We start from the raw sequence: 16,640 nt of genomic DNA on the forward strand, positions 1-16,640 counted from the left end.
GCAGAGCAACTTTCCGGTCCGTCTTCTGGTTTCGCGGCGCCTTGAGCCGCGGCTGGCTGCCTCTCTCGCCCGTCCGTCCCGCGCACTGCGTGAGGACGTACGGACGGGAGTGCGGGGAGCCGGAACTCCCTGGTTCCACAACGGCGCGCGGCCCCGGTGCTCGAACACCGGGGCCGCTTTTTCGGGCCGTTCCGTCTGCTGAGGAGAGACGACCCATGAAGTGCATCGTTGCTGGTCATGAAGCCGTTACCGCGACGGAGTTCGCGGAGCTGGCGTTCGGTATCGACCCGGAGCTGTTCACCGACCCGGCCATGGAGTCCGAGGGTGATCGGGTGGTGCGGTTGGACGTGGCGCGGGAGGTTCTCGCGGAGCTGCGGGAGTCGGACCCGCCGGCCGCGGCGTACGCGGAGACGCTGCTGCGTACGAGCCCGCTGAGGGACGCGCGGGCTGTGGCCCGTCGGCCGCGGACGCGCCGGACGGCGCGTGGCTCCGTGGTGCGTACGGCGGTGGCGGCATGAGTGAGCGCGAGATTCTCGACAGCTTCCCCGCCGGTCACCCGCGAGGGAGTTGGCCGGCTGAGGAGCGGGCCGCGGCACTGCGGGAGCAGGGCGAGAGCGCCACGGTCGTCATGGACCTGGACACGGACAGCTTCCTGATCGTCTCCGAGGGGGCTGCCGTATGAGCGGGACCCTGACGCTGGACGAGGTGGCCGTTCCCCTGCGGGCGCTGCGTCTGCTGTCCGTGGACTTCGGGCACCTGCCGGCTCCGTCCGTGCACGTGTCGACGATCTACCCGGAACGGCTGGAGTTGTCGTTCTACAACGACCTTTGCGGCTTCGAGATGTGGCGGGAAGCTCTAGGGGTCGCTGCGGACGCGGTTACCTACCGGGAGCAGACCGACGGACGGACCGGAGTCCTGAGCGCGAGCGTCGACCACGCGGGTGCCACGGTGCTCCTGATTGCTTACGCCGACGTCGTCACCCCTGCGTTGGTCGGGGGTGCGGCGTGAGCGCCGCGGCTCGCGTCGACGCGTCGTTGACGCCCGTCGAAACTGCGTCGACGCCCGCCGCGGTGGACCATGCGATCACCGCTCTCGCCGCGGTGCTCACGGTGCTGTTGACGGCGGTGGCGTTCTGGCTCTCCTACGAGCACTTGCAGGAAGTCGCCGCCCGTCACGGCATGCAAGAGGCGGTCGCCCGGTCGTGGGCGTGGCCGGCCACGGTGGATCTGTTCATCGTGATCGGTGAGCTGTTGATCCTGCGGGCTTCGCTGGCGCACCGGGTCGACTGGTGGGCGATCGGCCTGGTCACCGCAGGTGACGGCGCTTCCATCGCGCTGAACGTGGCGGGAGTCGGTGAGGGTGCCGGGGTCCTGAACTATGTGGTGGCCGCGGTTCCTCCGGTGGCCGCGCTGCTGGCGTTCGGTGCGCTGATGCGGCAGGTGCATGCCTACCTTGCCCGCCGTGCGTCGACGGGCGTCAACGTCCCGCCGCCGGGCGTCGAAGCACCCTCGACGCCCGTCATGGTGAGCGTCGACCGCCCGACTGCCCCGCCGGCTGCCCCCGCGGTTCCGGTGCCTGCGGCCGTGGCTGCGCCGATGGCTGTGGAGGCTGCGTCGACGCCCGTCACCACGGATCCGGTCCCCGTCGACACCGCGTCGGCGCCCGTCGACCTGTGCGCCCCGGTGATCTACCCGAACCGGGTCGATCAGTTGGTGCGCGCCCTGTACGGCACCGACTTCACGCAGCCGAGCACGGCCCGCATGACACAGGCCATGGCCGCGGCGGGTCTCGGGACGTCGGAGTCGACGGCCCGCACCGCCCGCGGACGGGTCAAGACCCGCGAGCCGCACCTCGCAGACCTCCCGACCGCGCTCACCGGCTGAACGGGAGGACGGCTCCCATGTCGTACTCCTACGCGAAGTGCTTCGACCCGTCCGGCGCCCGCCACGGGATCCCCACCTTCCCGTGGCGCTGCGCCCCGGACGGCTACGCCACCCGCCGGCAGCTCCGTGCCCGCGGTCTGCGCCCTGGTGGGCAGCCGGTCGCGGGGCAGGTGCTGCGTCCGCGCTACCGGCGCGGCCCGCTGGTCGCCTACCTCTACCGACTCGACTGCGCCAAGCCCGTCCGCCCGATGACGCCGGCGAAACGGGCCGCGCTCGCCAAGGCCAACACCGCGCGCCGCACCTGCCCGCAGTGCCGGCGGGATGCCGGCTACGTCATCCCCACCTCGCTCGGGGTGTGCGTGCCCTGCGCCTACCCCGAGGACGAACAGCGCGCCGCCTGAACATCCCATCGTCCCGTCTGGAAGGGGCCTTTCATGGCCAGCCCGAAGACCGTCCGTATCCCGCGCCAACGTGGCCGCGGACGGCAGCCGTACATCGTCGTCGTGCCGGAACACCGGCACTCCCTGACCGGGCGCGCGGCCTCTGCGCTCGCGCTGCTCGTGTGGGACCACCGCCGTGCGCTCGCCCCCACCGGGCTGGCGTTACTGGCGTTCGTGCTCACCGCCGTACTCCACACGCTCGCGTGGTGGGCGGCTCTCGTGCTCGCCCCGGCCGCGCTCGCGCCCCTCGTCTGGTTCGCCCTCGTCCAGCGCCGCCACCCCGCCGACGGATCCGCGCTCGCGTGGCGGATCACGCTCGCGGCCGTCTCCGCTCTCGCCGGGGGGTGGGTGGCGCTCGCGGTCGCGGTCGGTCCGCTCGCCGGTCCGCTGGAGGTCTGGTGGCTGCTGCTCCTGCTCGGCACACAGACCGCATGGCTCATCGTTCGCCGCACCCACTGACCTGACCAGGAGGAACCTGTGGCTTCAAACAACGCGGGCCAGCGCAACGGCGGCCCGAGCGCTTCCGCGCAGGCCCGCAACTTCGCCCGACACCAGGCGCAGCAGCCGTACCAGAGGCCCAACAACGGCAACAGCAACCACGGCAAGGGCAACAAGTTCACCAACGCGGGAGCAGCGGTCGGAGGGTTCGTCGGCGCGATGGGCGGCTCGTTCGTCCCGCCCGTCAACATCACCGTGAACAACAACCGGGCCCGCGGCAACAGCGGCCGGCGCGGGCACGAAACCCTGCTCCCCGCACCGGACTTCAGCTCTCCCGCGCTGATCCGCAACTACTGCAACACCCTGCGCGCGGCTGCGGTGACCTTGTCCATCGAGGTGGCCATGGGTGCGGAGATTTTGAACGGCGTGCTTGCGGCGGTGCCGGACCCGGAGGGCCGCGCGTTCGGCTCCCGCCTGCGTGCGGCCAAGGTGTCGCGCAAGATGCGCCGCGCCTCCGACGACCTGCGCCACGCGGCCAAGAGCGCGGCTGCGGCCTACGCGACGTTCCAGCAGGAGTACGAGGAAGAGATCAACCGCGTCCGCCACCGGGCCCGCAAACCGCAGGCGCCCGTCATCGACTGGTCGCAGCAGTAAGGAGGGTTGACCATGGCAAGGAACAGCAGCGGTGGCCGCGCGCGGCACACCGACTACCTCGGAGACGGCATCGTCGCCGACTACCGGGGTGAGGGTCTGCTCCCCGGGCAGGGCTCCGGGGGCGGGATCGGCGCGTACCTCCTCAACCGGGCCAAGCCGCATCTGCCGCCGTGGCTGGGAGTCGGTGCGGCCGGTGTCGCGGGCGCGTTGGGGAACTGGCGGTGGGGGGAGAGCGCTCCGGCCGGAGTCGGCCTCACCCTCGCCTCCGTCGCCCTCACCGGCGTCACCTGGTGGGTCGGCCGCAACACCTCCGCACAGCGCCGGCTGCACTCCGCGATCACCGTGGCCGCGGGCTCCGCGTGGGTGACCGGAGCATGCCTCGCCGGGCCGCTCGCGGGACCGCTGGACGACCTGTATCTGATGGGCGGGCCGGTCGTGGCCCTGTCGTGGAACGTGCGCATGATCCTGCGCACCCCGGACGGGGAAGCGAGCGGACAGGGCGGCGACAAGGGACTGCTGGAGAAGATCGGTCTGGCCCGTGCGCAGATCGGCGCCGCGAAAGTCGAGCCGAACCGGGTCACCGCGCCCATCGCGCTCGCTGCGGGGGAGCAGACCAACGACGACGTGACGAAGGCGCTCGGACTGCTCGCGTCCGCGCTGGACCTGCCCGCCTCCGCGGTGCGCTACCAGCCCGACCCGGACTCCGTGCGCCGCGGCGAACTCGTCATCGTCCCCGAGGACATGCTTGCCGAGTTCGTCGAATACGACGGGCCCTCCAACCTCGGAGGCTCCATCGCGGACCCGCTGCTCCTCGGCCGGTACGACGACGGCGCGCCGATGCACCTGTGGCTGCCCGGCGACCCGGAGGCCGACCGCAACGGCACCCACGTGCTCATCGCCGGCGGCTCCGGCTCCGGCAAGGGCGACACCGCCCTGAATCTCCAGACGGAGATCCTTTCCCGCTCCGACGTGCTGCTGTGGCTGTCCGACCCGAAGATGTTCCAGGACTTCCGCCCCCTGCTCCCCGGCATCGACTGGGCAGCCGAGGGCGGCACCCCCACCGAAGTCATGGTCGAAGCGTTGCAGGAGGTCATCCCTGCCCGGACCCGCTGGCTCGGGCAGCACTCCTACCGGCAGTGGCTCCCGCAGGCAGCCCAGCAGCAGAACGACCCCCAGCACTCCTGCCGGCCGGACGGCACCGCGTGCGGCTGCGCGGGGATGCCGTTCCTCGTGGCCTGGATGGAAGAGGCCGCCAGCACCCTGCGGGCTCTCGGGGACGACGCGTTCACCGGGATCTCGCAAGAGGCCCGTTCCGCGGGTGTCTCCCTGATCGTCTCGTTGCAGCGCCCCTCCTACGACCAGATGTCCACCAGCACCCGCGCCGCCCTGCCGTCCGTGATCGCACTCGGCTGCGACCCGCGCGACGAGGGATTCTCCCTCCCGGACCGGGTCTTGGACGCGGGCGCGCACCCGGGAGCGTGGGGCAACCGCAAGCCCGGTTACTGCTACCTCGTGAGCACGGGCGTGCCCGAGGACCGCTACGCCTCCCCGGGGCGCACCCGTGCCTTTACCCACCGGTCGGTGTCCCTCATGGAAGTCGTCGCCGCGTGGGCACAGCGCAACGGCGCCACCGCCGACCCGATCACCGCCGGGGCCGCCGCATCCATCGCGGGCAACGCCTACGGCGGCCGGCCGGTACCCGGGGACGGGCACGGCGCACCGCATGCCGCTCTCGCTGCGGTCGATCCGGAGGACGACGACATGGACGACGCCCCGCGACACGACCCCGAGGACGAGCAGATCGACCCGGAGGAGGAACTCCCCGCGGCGCAGACCGGAGACGATGCCCCGATCTTCGGAGAGGGCACCGGCCGCAAGCCGAAGGGGGAAGAGGCCCGCCGGCTGCTCGCGGAGGCGCTCGCGGAGTTCGAACGAGACGGACAGATGATCATCGGTCCCAAGGATCTGTCCGACTGGTGCGACCGCCACAACCTCTCCCGCCCGTGGGTGTCCAAGAAGCTCGCGGAGGCAGCCGCGGAGGGCCGACTCGCCCCGACGAACACCACCGGCCGGTGGCGCATCGTCCCCTCCCTGACCCGCGCGTGACACCTGACACCGTCACGCCCCTGTGACACCCAAACCCCTAGGCGGGGGCAGGTGTCACGCGCCCTGACACCCGTCCCTGACACCCCTGTGACACCCGCCTGACACCTCACCCGCACGCGCCCCCGCAGCACCCGCGGACACGAGCGCGCGCCTCACCCAAGGAAGGCTCCAATGACCTACCGCGACCCGCCGGGGATCATCGCCCCGCACATCCCCGCCGACGCCTACCGCCGCGCCGAAGCCACCGGGCAGCCGGTCGTCATCGTCGTCCCGACCACCCACCCGACCACCCTCCCGTGGCGCCGGATCATGACCGCGCTCGCCGTGGCCGGGGCCGTCGCCCTCGGTGGGTGGGGGCTGGTCGTCGCGCTGTGCGCGCTGCTCGATGCCGCCGCCCACACCGCGACCGTCATCGCCGGCGCCGCCGGACCCATCGGATTCGGAGGAATCACCCTCCGGCTCGCCCGTACCAAGCACCTCTAGTTACGCCAAGGGCGGCCCCCTCGTCTCGCCAAAGTCGCGGGGCCGCCCTTGCCACCAGCATCCATCGAAGGAACTGGAGACCTCCAGCATGACCCATGACCCCCGTACCGCGCTGCTGTCCGCAGCGCTGGATGCCGCCGCGCGCGGGTGGCACGTCTTCCCGCTCCGGCCCGGCACGAAGCGGCCCGCCCTGCACGGCGCCGACCGCTGCCGCACCACCGGCGACTGCGCCGGCGGGCATCTGAAGTGGCAGGAGCGGGCGACCGTCGACCCGCACCGCATCACCCGGTGCTGGGAGGCCAGCCCCGCGAACGTCGGGCTCGCTACCGGCCCCTCCGGGCTGGTCGTCGTGGACCTGGACGTGCCCAAGAATCAGGACAACAGCAGTGCGGACGCGCCTGACGGCGCGGCGACCTTTGAGGCGCTCTGCGAGCGCACCGGCCACACCGTCCCCACCACCTACCGGGTCCGGACCGCGAGCGGCGGACAACACCTGTACTTCACCGCCCCGGCCGGCGTCCGGCTGGGCAACACCGCGGGCACCCTCGCACCCCTGGTCGACACGAGGGCATGGGGCGGATACGTCGTCGCCGCCGGCAGCACCATCCCAGGCGGATCGTACGAGACCGTCAACGACACCGCCCCAGCACCGCTGCCGGGATGGCTGCTGGAGGTGCTGCAGCCCGCCCCCGCACAACTGGTGGTGCCGTTGCCGTTGCCCGCGGTCGACGGCAGCCGCGCAGCGCTGGCTGCGCTGGAAGCCGAATGCGCGGTCGTCGCGGCGGCGCTGGAGAAGCAGGGCAACATCACGCTGAACCGGTGCGCGTTCAAGGTGGGGCGGTTCGTCGCGTGGGGCGACCTCCCCCGGCACGTGGCAGAGAACGCCTTCCAAGCGGTGGGAGAGGCCCGGGGACTCACCGCTGCGGAGTGCCGGAGCACGATCCGCAGTGCCCTGGACAGTTCCCTGCGCAAGGTCAGGCCCCGGGAGACGGCATGAACACCCCTCCCCGCCCCCGCTTGGAAGGCCAACCAGAACCGAGCAGCCCGCACCCCGCCCAACCGGCCGCACCCGGGCCGGTCATGGGCGAGCCGAAAAGCGCCGCCCGCAAGGGCGTCCGCACTGCTCCTGGTCCTGACTTGGACGTAACCACGGGCAGCAGCATGAAAGACCCGCAGGCGTTCGAGGATGAGGAGCTGCCCGCACCGTCGAACCCGCTGGCGGTCGCGCGTCGACTGCTGCCCGACTGGCAGACCGAGGACGGACAGCTCATCTGCCGGCGCTGGCGTGCCTCCTGGATGTGGTGGAACGGCGCCAGCTGGCGGGAACAGGACGAAGCGCAACTGCGCGCTTCGATGTACCGGCGCCTGGAACACGCAGTCTTCTACGTGCCCGGCAAGGACGAACAGCCGGAGCCGCGGGAGTGGGCGCCGACCAAACAGAAGATCAGCAACCTTCTAGACGCGATGGGAGCCATCACCCTGCTGCCCACCGGTACCGACGCTCCGGTCTGGCTCGACACCAATGGCGACCCGAGCGAGCAGGACTGTGGCCCCATCGTGGCATGCGCGAACGGCTTGCTCAGGATCAGGGACCGTGTCCTACTTCCGCACGGTCCGCACTTCTTCAACCTCGTCTCCGTCCCCTTCGCCTACGACCCGACTGCGACCGCACCTACCTGGGAGAGGTTCCTGGGGCAGATCTGGCCTGATGACCTGGATGCGATCAACGCCCTGCAGGAGTGGTTCGGCTACGTGTTGTCCGGCCGCACTGACCAGCAGAAAGTCATGCTGATCGTCGGCCCGTCCCGCTCCGGCAAGGGCACCATCGCGCGCGTACTCAAAGAACTGGTCGGCAAAGAGAACCTCGCCGGGCCCACGCTCGCCGGACTCGGCACCAACTTCGGACTGTCCACCCTGATCGGCAAGCCGCTCGCGGTCATCTCCGACGCCCGGCTGTCCGGCAGCGACAACAGCCAGGTCGTGGAGCGGCTACTGACGATCTCCGGGGAGGACACCATCGACGTGGACCGCAAGTACCGTGAACAGTGGACGGGCAAGCTCCCCACCCGACTGATGCTGCTGTCCAACGAACTGCCGCACTTCGGCGACTCCTCCGGCGTCATCGCCAAACGGTTCATCCTGCTCAACATGCGCGTCTCATGGCTGGGCAAGGAAGACACCACCCTCACCGACCGGCTCGCAACGGAGATGCCCGGCATCCTGAACTGGGCTCTCGACGGCATCGCCCGACTCCAGCAGACCGGCCGGATCACAGAACCGCAGTCCAGCCGCGAAGCAGTCACCACCATGCAGGACACCGCCTCACCAACGAGCGCGTTCGTCCGCGAGCGCTGCGCCACCGGTCCCACGTGCAGCGTCCCCGTGGATGTCCTATGGAACGTGTGGCGGGAGTGGTCTGAGGACAACGGCGTGCGACCCGGCACGAAGCAGATGTTCGGCCGCAACCTGCTGTCCGTCGTTCCCCAACTCAACCGAACTCGCCCCCGCGACGCGTACGGCCGGCAGGTGATCACCTACAACGGGATCACGCTCGCCCTGCGCGAACCACATTTGCCAGAGTCGCGACTCAGCGACGCTCAAGACCCCTCTGAGCGCCGTTGAGTGCCGATGAGTCGCGACTCAGAGGAATGTATTCCCAACTCGTGGAGGTCTCCGTGAGTGCATCTGTGACGGAGGCCGCCGTTCCGGCACTGCCCCGTCTGTGCAGCGTGGAAGTCGCAGCAGAGCTCCTTGGCATCGGGCGCACCGCGACGTACGACGAGATACGCCTTGGGCGGCTCCGTACCGTCCGCCGTGGTCGCCGGCGTCTCGTGCCCGTGGAGTGGATCGATGAGTACGTCGAACTTCTGAAACACGAAGCTGACACAGCCGCCTGACGTCACCACAGAGCAGGGCCGCATCCACGGATGCGGCCCTGCTCTTCTGTTTGGAAGGTAACGACGCATGACCGAGACCCCCGATCGGCGTCCCAGAGCGGGACACGGCGACGACTCGATCTACTGGGACAAGTCCAAGAACCGGTACATCGGCGCGGTGTCTCTCGGCTACACCCCGGCCGGCAAGCGCAACCGCTCGAAGGTGTCAGGCAGGACAAAGGCCGAGGTCCGCCAGAAACTCCGTGAGTTGCGGAAGGAGTTGGAGAAGGGAGCCAAGGCGCCCGCCAACTACAGCGTCGCCCAAGCCGTGACCGACTGGCTGTCCCAGGGGCTCAGGGGCAGGGAGGCGACGAGTGTCGATACATACAAGAGCCTCGCGGATCACCACATCATCCCGCATCTCGGTAAGGCCAAGATGCGGGATCTTGAGGCCGATGATCTTGACGAGTGGTTGGAGGCAGAGGCCGAGGTTCTCGCGACTCAGTCTCTGAAGATGGTTCATTCGATCCTGCGGCGGTCGATCAGCCACGCTCAGAGGAGAGGCAGGGCTATCCGTAACGTGGCTGATCTGGTCGAGGTACCGGACGGGCAGGCTGGCCGGCCGAGCAAGTCGCTTTCGCTGAAACAGGGGGAGGCGGTTCTTCGTGCGCGGGAGGGCAGTTGGATCCACGCCTACGTGGTCTTGTCGCTTCTCGTGGGCGTCCGCCCGGAGGAAGCGCGCCCCCTCACGTGGGCCCACATTCACCTGTCAGGCTCCGGCAAGGACAAGCCTCACGTCGACGTGTGGCGTTCAGTGCGTCGACACGGCGATACGAAGACCCGTAAGAGCCGACGATCACTGGCTATGCCGCGGCAAGCCGCTCTCGTCATGAAGGCGCACAAGCGTCAAGAGCAGGCCAGATGCCTGGCAGGCGGGAAAGCGTGGAGTGATGAGACTCTCGTCTTCCCGACCGAGACCGGCGAAGTGCGTAGCGCTCTGAATGTGCGCCGGAACTTCCGAGGGCTGCTCAAAGAGGCGGGTTTCGTGCATCCGCATGAGTGGACTCCGCGCGAGCTGCGGACAAGCTTCGTGTCCCTGCTGTCGGACCATGGGATTCCGATCGAGGTCATCGCGCGCCTTGTCGGGCACATGGGTAGCGGAACGACTGAGCGGGTCTACCGCAAGCAACTGCGCCCCGTCATCTCCGAGGGCGCGGAAGCGATGGACGACATCTTTGGTGAAGACGACGCGAAGGATGGAGGTACCCCTGAGGCAGGCTGACTCGCGCGCGGTGGCTCCCTGTTTGGCTCCCCGTGCCTAGATGAGGTCCTCGGGTACCGCCTCTGACCTGCGAGCGAGGCTCTTGCGGCAGGTCAGAGGCCCTTACGGTGCCGTTAAGGGAGTGCTGAGACTGGGCTCAGGTAGGTACCGTTCCGGGCATGGAAGACAGTGCGCGGGAGCCGGGGATCCGGCCGGCCGTCCTCGCCGACGCGGCCGTCGTGCGGGCCGTGACCGATGCGGCGTACGGCCCCTACATCGAGCGGATCGGGGTCGTGCCGCAGCCCATGCGGGCGGACCACGCGGCCGAGATCGCCGCGGGGCGGGTGTTCGTCCTGGGGGAGCCGGTGGTCGGGCTCGTGGTGGTCGAGGCGCACGAGGACCATCTGTTCCTCGACAGCGTCGCCGTCCGCCCGGACGCCCACGGTCAGGGCGTGGGACGGCGGCTGCTCGCCTTCGTGGACGCGCACGCGCGGGCGCTGGGGCTGCCCGAGGTCAGGCTCTACACGAACGCGCTGATGTGGGAGAACCGGAACCTCTACCCCCGGTACGGGTACGAACTCGTCGAACGCCGCGTGGACGGCCCCTACGACCGGCTCCACTACCGCAAGCGGCTCGCACCCTGACCGTCTCCGACCCGACCGGGGAGGCGTTCTGCCCCGGGGCGCTCACCCGTCCGGCCACCAGGTGCGATGGATGTCCTTCCGGACTTCCGGACGCTCGGCCGGGCGCTGGTCGGCCTCTTCCCGTACGCGACGGGAATCCGACTTCTTCAGGGGCTTCTGCATGGTCATGCGGCGCATAGGGGCCTCCCTGCGGCTGGTCTGCCGAGTACCGCGTTCTCACGGGGTCAGACCATTTCCGGGAGGGTGACTCATCGGTGGCCGCTTGTCAGTGGCGACTGTCACGTTTCATCAATGAGTCCACATGTCGGACATCTTGTCGGTTTGTACGAAGGATGGGCCCGGGTGGGGGCCCGGACCGGGACTCGGCCCGTTGTCAGTGGCGGGTGCCACTCTGGGTGCATGACGGGTGACAGTGCTGGTGGAGAGCGGTCCGGCGTCGACTGGGACGTGGAGGCCGACACCTTCGACGACGAGCCGGACCACGGACTGCGGGACCCCACCGTGCGCGAGGCATGGGCGGCCAGACTGCGCGGCTGGCTGCCCCGCAGCCCCTCGGACGTGCTCGATCTGGGCTGCGGCACGGGCAGCCTGTCGCTCCTCGCGTCCGAGGCGCGGCACCGGGTCACCGGCGTCGACCTCTCGCCCCGCATGGTCGGGCTGGCCCGCGCCAAACTGGCCGGACGCGACGCCGCGTTCCTGGTCGGTGACGCGGCGGCCCCGCCCGTCGGGGAGCAGCGGTTCGACGTCGTCCTCGTCCGCCATGTGCTGTGGACACTGCCCGAGCCCGGCCGCGTCCTGCGGCACTGGCGCGGGCTGCTGCGCCCCGGCGGGCGGCTCGTCCTCGTCGAGGGCGTCTGGGGGACGGTGAGCCCGGTCGGCATACCCGCCGACCGGCTGACGGCTCTGCTCGCGCCCCTCGCCGAGGACGTGCGCGTGGAACGCCTGTCGGACGACTCCCTGCTGTGGGGCCGGGAGGTGGGGGACGAGCGGTACGCGGTGATCGCCGTGCCGTGAGACGCCGGGGGAGGGCTACCTGGCTGCGGGGCTAGGCCAGCAGTGCCTCGAAGTCGCCTTCGCGGGCGCGGAGTTCGAGTTCGTCCAGGGCCGCCCGGGCTGCGGACGCGGCCCGCGGATCGGTGGTCTCCAGGCCGCTCGCCGCGAACTCGTCCTCGTCGAGGCGCAGTACGGTCCCGCCGTCGGCGGAGCGCCACAGGTCCAGGTCGAGATCCTCGCAGACCACCTCGCCCGGGGTGGCGTCGGCCGTGGTGACCTCGGCCGGGCGGGCGATGTCGCAGTACCAGCCCTTGAGCGTGCCCTCGGCGTTCCGGACCTCCTTCACGGCGTACCAGCGGTCGCGCCAGTAGTGCTCGGTGAAGACGTCGCCCGGCTCGAAGCGTACGAAGCCGAAGTCGCGGACGCCCGCTCCCGCCCAGGCCGCGCGGACGACGACGTGCGTCCCGTCGTCGTGGAGCAGGTCGGCCGGGTACCGGATCTTCGTACGGCCGGCCTTGACCAGGACGATGTCCACGGCCTTCCGGAGTGAGGGATCAGCCGAGTTCGCGGACATGCTGCACCTCCGTGGCGCAGATCTCGTAGCCGAACCACTTGTTGATCGCGAGCATCGGGCCGTTGCCCGAGTCGTTGCCCGTGAACGCCTCCGTGAAGCCGGCGGCGCGGGCGCGGTGCAGGGAGTCGGCCTTGGCGAGTTTGGCCAGGCCCCGTCCGCGGTGGGCGCGGGCCGTGCCGGTCATCACCGTGCCGTACCGGGTGCCGCCGTCGGTGCGGGCGGCGCTGAACGCGGCGGGCCGGCCGTCGACGACCGCGACCGAGGTCAGCTCCTGGCTGAGGAGGGGGTGGTGCCAGGTCTCCTTCAGCCACGCCTCGTAGTCGGTGAACTCGTGGGCGATGTCGCTCGGTTCGTCCGCGAGCGTCTCCGCGTCCAGTTCGAACAGGGGGCGCGGGTCGTCGGCGAAGTCCGCGGCCGTGCGCAGCTCCACGCCCGCGGGCGCCTCCGGGCGCGGCGGCAGCGGGCTGTTCGCCAGGTCGAGACGGAGGAAGTGCGCGGAGCGGCTCGCGCGGTAGCCGCGCCGCTCGGCGAAGGACCGGTTCGCGGGCTCGTCGAGGACCCAGGCGAAGAGCTTGTTCGCGGACACCTCGGCGAGATGCTCCTCCGCTGTCCGTACGAGCAGCGCGCCCGCGCCGCGGCCACGGCGCTCCGGGTGCACGTACACGTTCAGATAGCCCTGGCCCGGCTGCGGGCTGTCGTACACGACGCCCGTGTTGGCCGTGCCGATGAGTTCGCCGTCCTCCTCGGCGACCAGCGGCCGGAAATGCGCGTCGGGGTGAGCGTGTGTGACGTCGTGGAGGACGGACTCCGGGGTGGAGAGCATGTAGGGGAGGGCCAGACGCCGGATGTGCGAGAAGCCTTCGGCGTCCTCGGCATCCTCGGTGCGGAGGTCGCGGACGATCACAGTCATGGAATCGCACGCTACGCGCGGGGTGCGGCAGGCCGCCTCTCATTTTCCGGCGGGTGCGGGACAATCACGGGGTGACACTGAAGATCGACATCGATGACGGTACGGGGGTCGCGCCCTACGAGCAGGTGCGCGCCCAGATCTCCGAGCAGGCGAGGGCCGGGGCGCTGCCGGTGGGGTACCGGCTGCCCACGGTGCGGGGGCTGGCGGAGGAGCTCGGTCTCGCCGCCAACACGGTCGCCAAGGCGTACCGGGCGCTTGAGGCCGACGGGGTCATCGAGACGCGGGGGCGCAACGGCACGCTCGTCGCCGCCGCGGGCTCGGCGGCCGACCGTACGGCCGCGTCCGACGCGCAGGCCTACGCCGAGCGCGTACGGCGGCTCGGGCTGTCGGAGGCCGCGGCCCTCGCCGCGGTACGGGATGCGCTGCGCGCGGCTTACGGGGAGTCCGGCTGACGGGTGGGGCGCGGCCGTCGCCCCACCGCCCTGCCCGGCCACCCCGGCCGACCGCCGCGGTCGGGTCCCGGGCGGCGGCCGGTGGTCGTGGCCTGCGCGGAGTGGGCGGGGGTGGGTTCGGCACCGCCGGGGTGCGTCGCGGTGGTTGCTCGCCGGCGCGGCGGAGTTGAGCGGCGGGGAGTGAGCGGTGCTGGTGGGTGGCAGGTTGGTCAGAGGTACAAGCCTGCCTCCGTGTCGGCCCGTTGGTCCGGGACCGAGGTCGGGGTCGTGCCTCTGCGTAGGGCGTACAGCTCCGCCAGGGTTGCGCCGTCGCGGCCCACGCCCTCGTCCGTGCCCAGCCAGGCCGTGGACTCCCGGCGGGTCAGCGGGCCCACCTCGATGCGCGCGAGGCAGCGGCCGGGGCGGACCACCGCGGGGTGCAGGCGCTCCAGGTCCTCGTTGGTCGTGACGCCCACCAGGACGTTGCGGCCCTGGCCCAGCAGTCCGTCCGTGAGGTTGAGCAGCCGCGACAGCGCCTGACCCGCCGTGTGCTTGGCCTCGCCGCGGATCAGTTCGTCGCAGTCCTCAAGGAGGAGCAGCCGCCAGCGCCCCTTCCCCGAGCCGTCCTCCTCGCCGATGGCGATGTCCATCAGATAGCCGACGTCGGAGAACAGCCGTTCCGGGTCCAGGACGCAGTCCACCTGGCACCAGTCCCGCCACGAACGCGCCAGCGTGCGCAGCGCCGAGGTCTTGCCCGTGCCCGGTGGACCGTGCAGCAACAGCAGCCGGCCCGCGATGTCCTCGGGCGTGGTCTTCATCAGGCCGTCCATGGCGTCCGCCACCGGCGCCGTGTAGTTGCCGCGCACCTCTTCCCACGTACCCGCCGAGATCTGCCGGGTCGTGCGGTGCGGGCCGCGCCGCGGGGACACGTACCAGAACCCCATGGTCACGTTCTCTGGTTGCGGTTCGGGCTCGTCGGCCGCGCCGTCCGTGGCCTGGCCGAGGACCTTCTCGGCGAGCTCCTCGCTGGTCGCGGTGACCGTCACGTCGGCGCCGCGGTTCCAGCGCGACACGAGCAGCGTCCAGCCGTCGCCCTCCGCGAGCGTCGCGCTGCGGTCGTCGTCGCGGGCGGACCGCAACACCCGCGCGCCCGGCGGGAGAAGGGAGACCCCGGACCGTACGCGGTCGATGTTCGCCGAGTGCGAGTGCGGCTGCTCGCCCGTCGCGAAGCGGCCGAGGAACAGCGCGTCGACGACGTCCGACGGTGAGTCGCTGTCGTCGACGTTGAGCCGGATCGGCAGAGCGTCGTGCGGGTTGGCAGACATGCCGACATGATCCGTCACACGGACGCCCCGTGCATCCGGTTTCCGCGTTGCGTCCACGGGCGTCCTCGGCGGGGCCCACGGGTCCCTGCCGGCCTGCCCGGGCGCTGTCCTGTTACAGGGCTGTGGTGTTCCGGAAGCTGTTCCGCCGCTGACGCGCGCGGTTACTGTTGTCCTTGATGGCACGTCATGGGTGGAATTCGGGGGCTCGGCGGTGGCGCTTCACCGCTCTGCTCGGCGTGGGTGTGGCCGCTGTGGCCCTGGTCCTGACCCTGATCCACACGCTGCCCGGAAGCGCCGGGAGTGAGGCGGGCACGACCCGCGACGGCGACAAGGTGCACGGCACGCCGTCCGTCCCCCCGGCGCCGAAGCCGGAAGTGGGCTGGGGGTTCACCCACACCCAGTACAGCGCCGACGAGGGCAGCGTGGCCGCCACGAAGCGCGTGGCGGAGCGCCTCGGAGAGCAGTCCCCGCCGCAGATCCAGCACATCATGGGCTGGGGCGCGGACAACCCCGAGCCGGTGAAGGGGCGTTACGACTTCGAGGCGATGGACCGCCGGATCGACTTCGTCCGCGAGACGGGCGGCACGCCGGTCGTCACGCTGTGCTGCGCGCCGGACTGGATGAAGGGCGGCAAGCCCGGCGCCGACCGGACCGACTGGAGCCAGGCGGCCCTGGAGACGGCTCCGGACCGCGCCCACTACAAGGACTACGCGGCACTCGCCGCGACCGTCGCCAGGCGTTATCCGGACGTACGCCACTTCATCGTGTGGAACGAGTTCAAGGGTTTCTGGAACGACTCCGCCGCCCGCTGGGACTACGAGGGCTACACGCAGTTGTACAACCTCGTCTACAAGGCGCTGAAGAAGGTCGACGAGGACATCGAGGTCGGCGGGCCGTATCTGGTGATGGACAGTCTCGACCCCCGCCAGAAGGAGGACGCCTCGCCCACGGTGAGGGGCAGTTGGGGCGCGCTGGACCAACGGGTCCTCGATGCCTTCGACTACTGGAACAAGCACAAGGCGGGCGCGGATTTCGTCGTCGTCGACGGATCCAGTTACACCAGGGACGACGAGCTGCTGCCGGACGAGTTTGCGGCCACCGAGAAGTTCACGGCCGTGAGCCGGTGGGTCCGCTCGCGGACCGGCGACCTGCCGCTGTGGTGGGCCGAGTACTACGTGGAGCCCGCGGACGCCGACGACGTACGGGACGGGTGGTCCGAGTCGCACCGGGTCGCCGTGCACGCCGCCGCGTTGATCGCCATGGTGCGGGGCGGGGCCACGTCCGGCTTCTACTGGAATCCGGAGACGGAGAAGGGGGGCGGGGGCGGGGACGGGTGTGCGGGGTGTCTGTGGACGCCCACGGATCGCTCCTCGGGGGGCAAGCCGTTGCCGATGCTCGGCCTTCTCTCCCGGTTCGGGGCGGAGTTCCCTCCCGGGACGGAGTACGAGTCGGTGGCCGTCGCGGCGGACGATCGGGCCAATGTGCGGGTGCTGGCGTCCGAGCGGGTTGTTCTCGTCGTGAACACGTTGGGGCGCACGATCAGTGCGCAGGTTGATGGGCGGCGGTTCGACATGGGGGCGTATGAAGTGAAGTGGGTTCGCCGGTAGGGGGTGGGGCGCGGC

The 16,640-nt window shown here is 70.6% G+C and carries 21 protein-coding genes; 17 read left to right on the forward strand and 4 right to left on the reverse strand.

Annotated elements, in window-relative coordinates:
- Positions 1-215 precede the first annotated feature (215 nt).
- From J8N05_RS18230 to J8N05_RS18295, 14 genes are all read left to right on the forward strand, one after another.
- On the forward strand, positions 216-518 hold the full coding sequence (locus J8N05_RS18230; RefSeq protein ID WP_210884077.1) for a hypothetical protein: 303 nt from the start codon (positions 216-218) through the stop codon (positions 516-518).
- On the forward strand, positions 515-682 hold the full coding sequence (locus J8N05_RS18235; RefSeq protein WP_210881319.1) for a hypothetical protein: 168 nt from the start codon (positions 515-517) through the stop codon (positions 680-682). Before J8N05_RS18230 ends, J8N05_RS18235 begins: the two co-directional genes overlap by 4 nt.
- A complete protein-coding gene (locus tag J8N05_RS18240) occupies positions 679-1,008 on the forward strand; it encodes a hypothetical protein (RefSeq protein WP_210884079.1) in 330 nt (109 codons plus the stop codon). The genes J8N05_RS18235 and J8N05_RS18240 overlap by 4 nt, the downstream gene beginning before the upstream one ends.
- Entirely contained in the window at positions 1,005-1,883 is an 879-nt protein-coding gene (locus tag J8N05_RS18245) for a DUF2637 domain-containing protein (protein WP_407699915.1), read from the forward strand. The genes J8N05_RS18240 and J8N05_RS18245 overlap by 4 nt, the downstream gene beginning before the upstream one ends.
- Before the next feature lie 17 nt (positions 1,884-1,900).
- Positions 1,901-2,284 carry an RRQRL motif-containing zinc-binding protein gene (locus tag J8N05_RS18250; RefSeq protein WP_210884081.1) on the forward strand — a complete coding sequence of 128 codons (384 nt, stop codon included), beginning with the start codon at positions 1,901-1,903 and terminating at the stop codon, positions 2,282-2,284.
- A 33-nt stretch (positions 2,285-2,317) separates the two neighbouring features.
- Complete coding sequence (locus J8N05_RS18255) at positions 2,318-2,782, forward strand: hypothetical protein (RefSeq protein WP_210884083.1); 465 nt, start codon at positions 2,318-2,320, stop codon at positions 2,780-2,782.
- 18 nt (positions 2,783-2,800) lie between these two features.
- Positions 2,801-3,415 carry a plasmid transfer protein TraA gene (gene traA, locus J8N05_RS18260; RefSeq protein ID WP_247706313.1) on the forward strand — a complete coding sequence of 205 codons (615 nt, stop codon included), beginning with the start codon at positions 2,801-2,803 and terminating at the stop codon, positions 3,413-3,415.
- 12 nt (positions 3,416-3,427) lie between these two features.
- A complete protein-coding gene (gene traB, locus J8N05_RS18265; RefSeq protein WP_247706314.1) occupies positions 3,428-5,521 on the forward strand; it encodes a plasmid transfer protein TraB in 2,094 nt (697 codons plus the stop codon).
- Between the two features lie 171 nt (positions 5,522-5,692).
- On the forward strand, positions 5,693-6,004 hold the full coding sequence (locus J8N05_RS18270; protein ID WP_210884085.1) for a hypothetical protein: 312 nt from the start codon (positions 5,693-5,695) through the stop codon (positions 6,002-6,004).
- 88 nt (positions 6,005-6,092) lie between these two features.
- Complete coding sequence (locus J8N05_RS18275) at positions 6,093-7,001, forward strand: bifunctional DNA primase/polymerase (RefSeq protein ID WP_210884086.1); 909 nt, start codon at positions 6,093-6,095, stop codon at positions 6,999-7,001.
- A 164-nt stretch (positions 7,002-7,165) separates the two neighbouring features.
- Positions 7,166-8,626: a DNA primase family protein gene (locus J8N05_RS18280; RefSeq protein ID WP_210884088.1), complete on the forward strand. Its 1,461-nt coding sequence runs from the start codon at positions 7,166-7,168 to the stop codon at positions 8,624-8,626.
- 26 nt (positions 8,627-8,652) lie between these two features.
- Entirely contained in the window at positions 8,653-8,901 is a 249-nt protein-coding gene (locus J8N05_RS18285; RefSeq protein ID WP_210884090.1) for a helix-turn-helix domain-containing protein, read from the forward strand.
- 67 nt (positions 8,902-8,968) lie between these two features.
- Complete coding sequence (locus tag J8N05_RS18290) at positions 8,969-10,162, forward strand: site-specific integrase (protein ID WP_210884091.1); 1,194 nt, start codon at positions 8,969-8,971, stop codon at positions 10,160-10,162.
- A 158-nt stretch (positions 10,163-10,320) separates the two neighbouring features.
- Positions 10,321-10,785 (forward strand): GNAT family N-acetyltransferase, encoded by a 465-nt coding sequence (locus J8N05_RS18295; RefSeq protein ID WP_210884093.1) that lies wholly within the window; start codon positions 10,321-10,323, stop codon positions 10,783-10,785.
- 42 nt (positions 10,786-10,827) lie between these two features.
- Here the strand turns inward: J8N05_RS18295 and J8N05_RS47905 are convergent, their stop codons facing one another.
- Positions 10,828-10,962 carry a hypothetical protein gene (locus J8N05_RS47905; RefSeq protein ID WP_107021143.1) on the reverse strand — a complete coding sequence of 45 codons (135 nt, stop codon included), beginning with the start codon at positions 10,960-10,962 and terminating at the stop codon, positions 10,828-10,830.
- Between the two features lie 222 nt (positions 10,963-11,184).
- Between J8N05_RS47905 and J8N05_RS18300 the strand changes: the two genes are divergently transcribed.
- The gene (locus J8N05_RS18300; RefSeq protein WP_210884095.1) at positions 11,185-11,799 is read left to right on the forward strand and encodes a class I SAM-dependent methyltransferase; all 615 of its coding nucleotides are present in this window, start codon (positions 11,185-11,187) and stop codon (positions 11,797-11,799) included.
- A gap of 31 nt (positions 11,800-11,830) precedes the next feature.
- On the opposite strand, the gene J8N05_RS18305 is transcribed toward J8N05_RS18300, so the two are convergent.
- Both J8N05_RS18305 and J8N05_RS18310 read right to left on the reverse strand, forming a co-directional pair.
- Positions 11,831-12,352: a DUF402 domain-containing protein gene (locus tag J8N05_RS18305; RefSeq protein ID WP_210884097.1), complete on the reverse strand. Its 522-nt coding sequence runs from the start codon at positions 12,350-12,352 to the stop codon at positions 11,831-11,833.
- A complete protein-coding gene (locus tag J8N05_RS18310) occupies positions 12,333-13,262 on the reverse strand; it encodes a GNAT family N-acetyltransferase (RefSeq protein ID WP_210884099.1) in 930 nt (309 codons plus the stop codon). The genes J8N05_RS18305 and J8N05_RS18310 overlap by 20 nt, the downstream gene beginning before the upstream one ends.
- Before the next feature lie 71 nt (positions 13,263-13,333).
- On the opposite strand from J8N05_RS18310, the gene J8N05_RS18315 reads away from it, so the two are divergent.
- Positions 13,334-13,714, forward strand: coding sequence for a GntR family transcriptional regulator (locus J8N05_RS18315; protein ID WP_210884101.1), 381 nt, complete (start codon positions 13,334-13,336; stop codon positions 13,712-13,714).
- A gap of 209 nt (positions 13,715-13,923) precedes the next feature.
- Here J8N05_RS18315 and J8N05_RS18320 read toward each other — a convergent pair whose 3' ends face one another.
- Positions 13,924-15,018, reverse strand: coding sequence for a DUF5925 domain-containing protein (locus J8N05_RS18320; RefSeq protein ID WP_210884103.1), 1,095 nt, complete (start codon positions 15,016-15,018; stop codon positions 13,924-13,926).
- A gap of 176 nt (positions 15,019-15,194) precedes the next feature.
- Here J8N05_RS18320 and J8N05_RS18325 point away from each other — a divergent pair, with 176 nt between their 5' ends.
- Complete coding sequence (locus tag J8N05_RS18325; RefSeq protein WP_210884104.1) at positions 15,195-16,625, forward strand: GH39 family glycosyl hydrolase; 1,431 nt, start codon at positions 15,195-15,197, stop codon at positions 16,623-16,625.
- Positions 16,626-16,640 lie beyond the last annotated feature (15 nt).

The organism is Streptomyces liliiviolaceus, from assembly GCF_018070025.1.
Lineage (GTDB): Bacteria > Actinomycetota > Actinomycetes > Streptomycetales > Streptomycetaceae > Streptomyces > Streptomyces liliiviolaceus.

What these genes read in the sequence shown, in the direction of transcription:
- J8N05_RS18230 (WP_210884077.1), top strand. Translation starts at nt 216, where the DNA reads ATGAAGTGCATCGTTGCTGGTCATGAAGCCGTTACCGCGACGGAGTTC.
- J8N05_RS18235 (WP_210881319.1), top strand. Translation starts at nt 515, where the DNA reads ATGAGTGAGCGCGAGATTCTCGACAGCTTCCCCGCCGGTCACCCGCGA.
- J8N05_RS18240 (WP_210884079.1), top strand. Translation starts at nt 679, where the DNA reads ATGAGCGGGACCCTGACGCTGGACGAGGTGGCCGTTCCCCTGCGGGCG.
- J8N05_RS18250 (WP_210884081.1), top strand. Translation starts at nt 1,901, where the DNA reads ATGTCGTACTCCTACGCGAAGTGCTTCGACCCGTCCGGCGCCCGCCAC.
- J8N05_RS18255 (WP_210884083.1), top strand. Translation starts at nt 2,318, where the DNA reads ATGGCCAGCCCGAAGACCGTCCGTATCCCGCGCCAACGTGGCCGCGGA.
- traB (WP_247706314.1), top strand. Translation starts at nt 3,428, where the DNA reads ATGGCAAGGAACAGCAGCGGTGGCCGCGCGCGGCACACCGACTACCTC.
- J8N05_RS18270 (WP_210884085.1), top strand. Translation starts at nt 5,693, where the DNA reads ATGACCTACCGCGACCCGCCGGGGATCATCGCCCCGCACATCCCCGCC.
- J8N05_RS18275 (WP_210884086.1), top strand. Translation starts at nt 6,093, where the DNA reads ATGACCCATGACCCCCGTACCGCGCTGCTGTCCGCAGCGCTGGATGCC.
- J8N05_RS18280 (WP_210884088.1), top strand. Translation starts at nt 7,166, where the DNA reads ATGAAAGACCCGCAGGCGTTCGAGGATGAGGAGCTGCCCGCACCGTCG.
- J8N05_RS18285 (WP_210884090.1), top strand. Translation starts at nt 8,653, where the DNA reads ATGTATTCCCAACTCGTGGAGGTCTCCGTGAGTGCATCTGTGACGGAG.
- J8N05_RS18290 (WP_210884091.1), top strand. Translation starts at nt 8,969, where the DNA reads ATGACCGAGACCCCCGATCGGCGTCCCAGAGCGGGACACGGCGACGAC.
- J8N05_RS18295 (WP_210884093.1), top strand. Translation starts at nt 10,321, where the DNA reads ATGGAAGACAGTGCGCGGGAGCCGGGGATCCGGCCGGCCGTCCTCGCC.
- J8N05_RS47905 (WP_107021143.1), bottom strand. Translation starts at nt 10,962, where the DNA reads ATGCGCCGCATGACCATGCAGAAGCCCCTGAAGAAGTCGGATTCCCGT.
- J8N05_RS18300 (WP_210884095.1), top strand. Translation starts at nt 11,185, where the DNA reads ATGACGGGTGACAGTGCTGGTGGAGAGCGGTCCGGCGTCGACTGGGAC.
- J8N05_RS18305 (WP_210884097.1), bottom strand. Translation starts at nt 12,352, where the DNA reads ATGTCCGCGAACTCGGCTGATCCCTCACTCCGGAAGGCCGTGGACATC.
- J8N05_RS18310 (WP_210884099.1), bottom strand. Translation starts at nt 13,262, where the DNA reads ATGACTGTGATCGTCCGCGACCTCCGCACCGAGGATGCCGAGGACGCC.
- J8N05_RS18320 (WP_210884103.1), bottom strand. Translation starts at nt 15,018, where the DNA reads ATGTCTGCCAACCCGCACGACGCTCTGCCGATCCGGCTCAACGTCGAC.
- J8N05_RS18325 (WP_210884104.1), top strand. Translation starts at nt 15,195, where the DNA reads ATGGCACGTCATGGGTGGAATTCGGGGGCTCGGCGGTGGCGCTTCACC.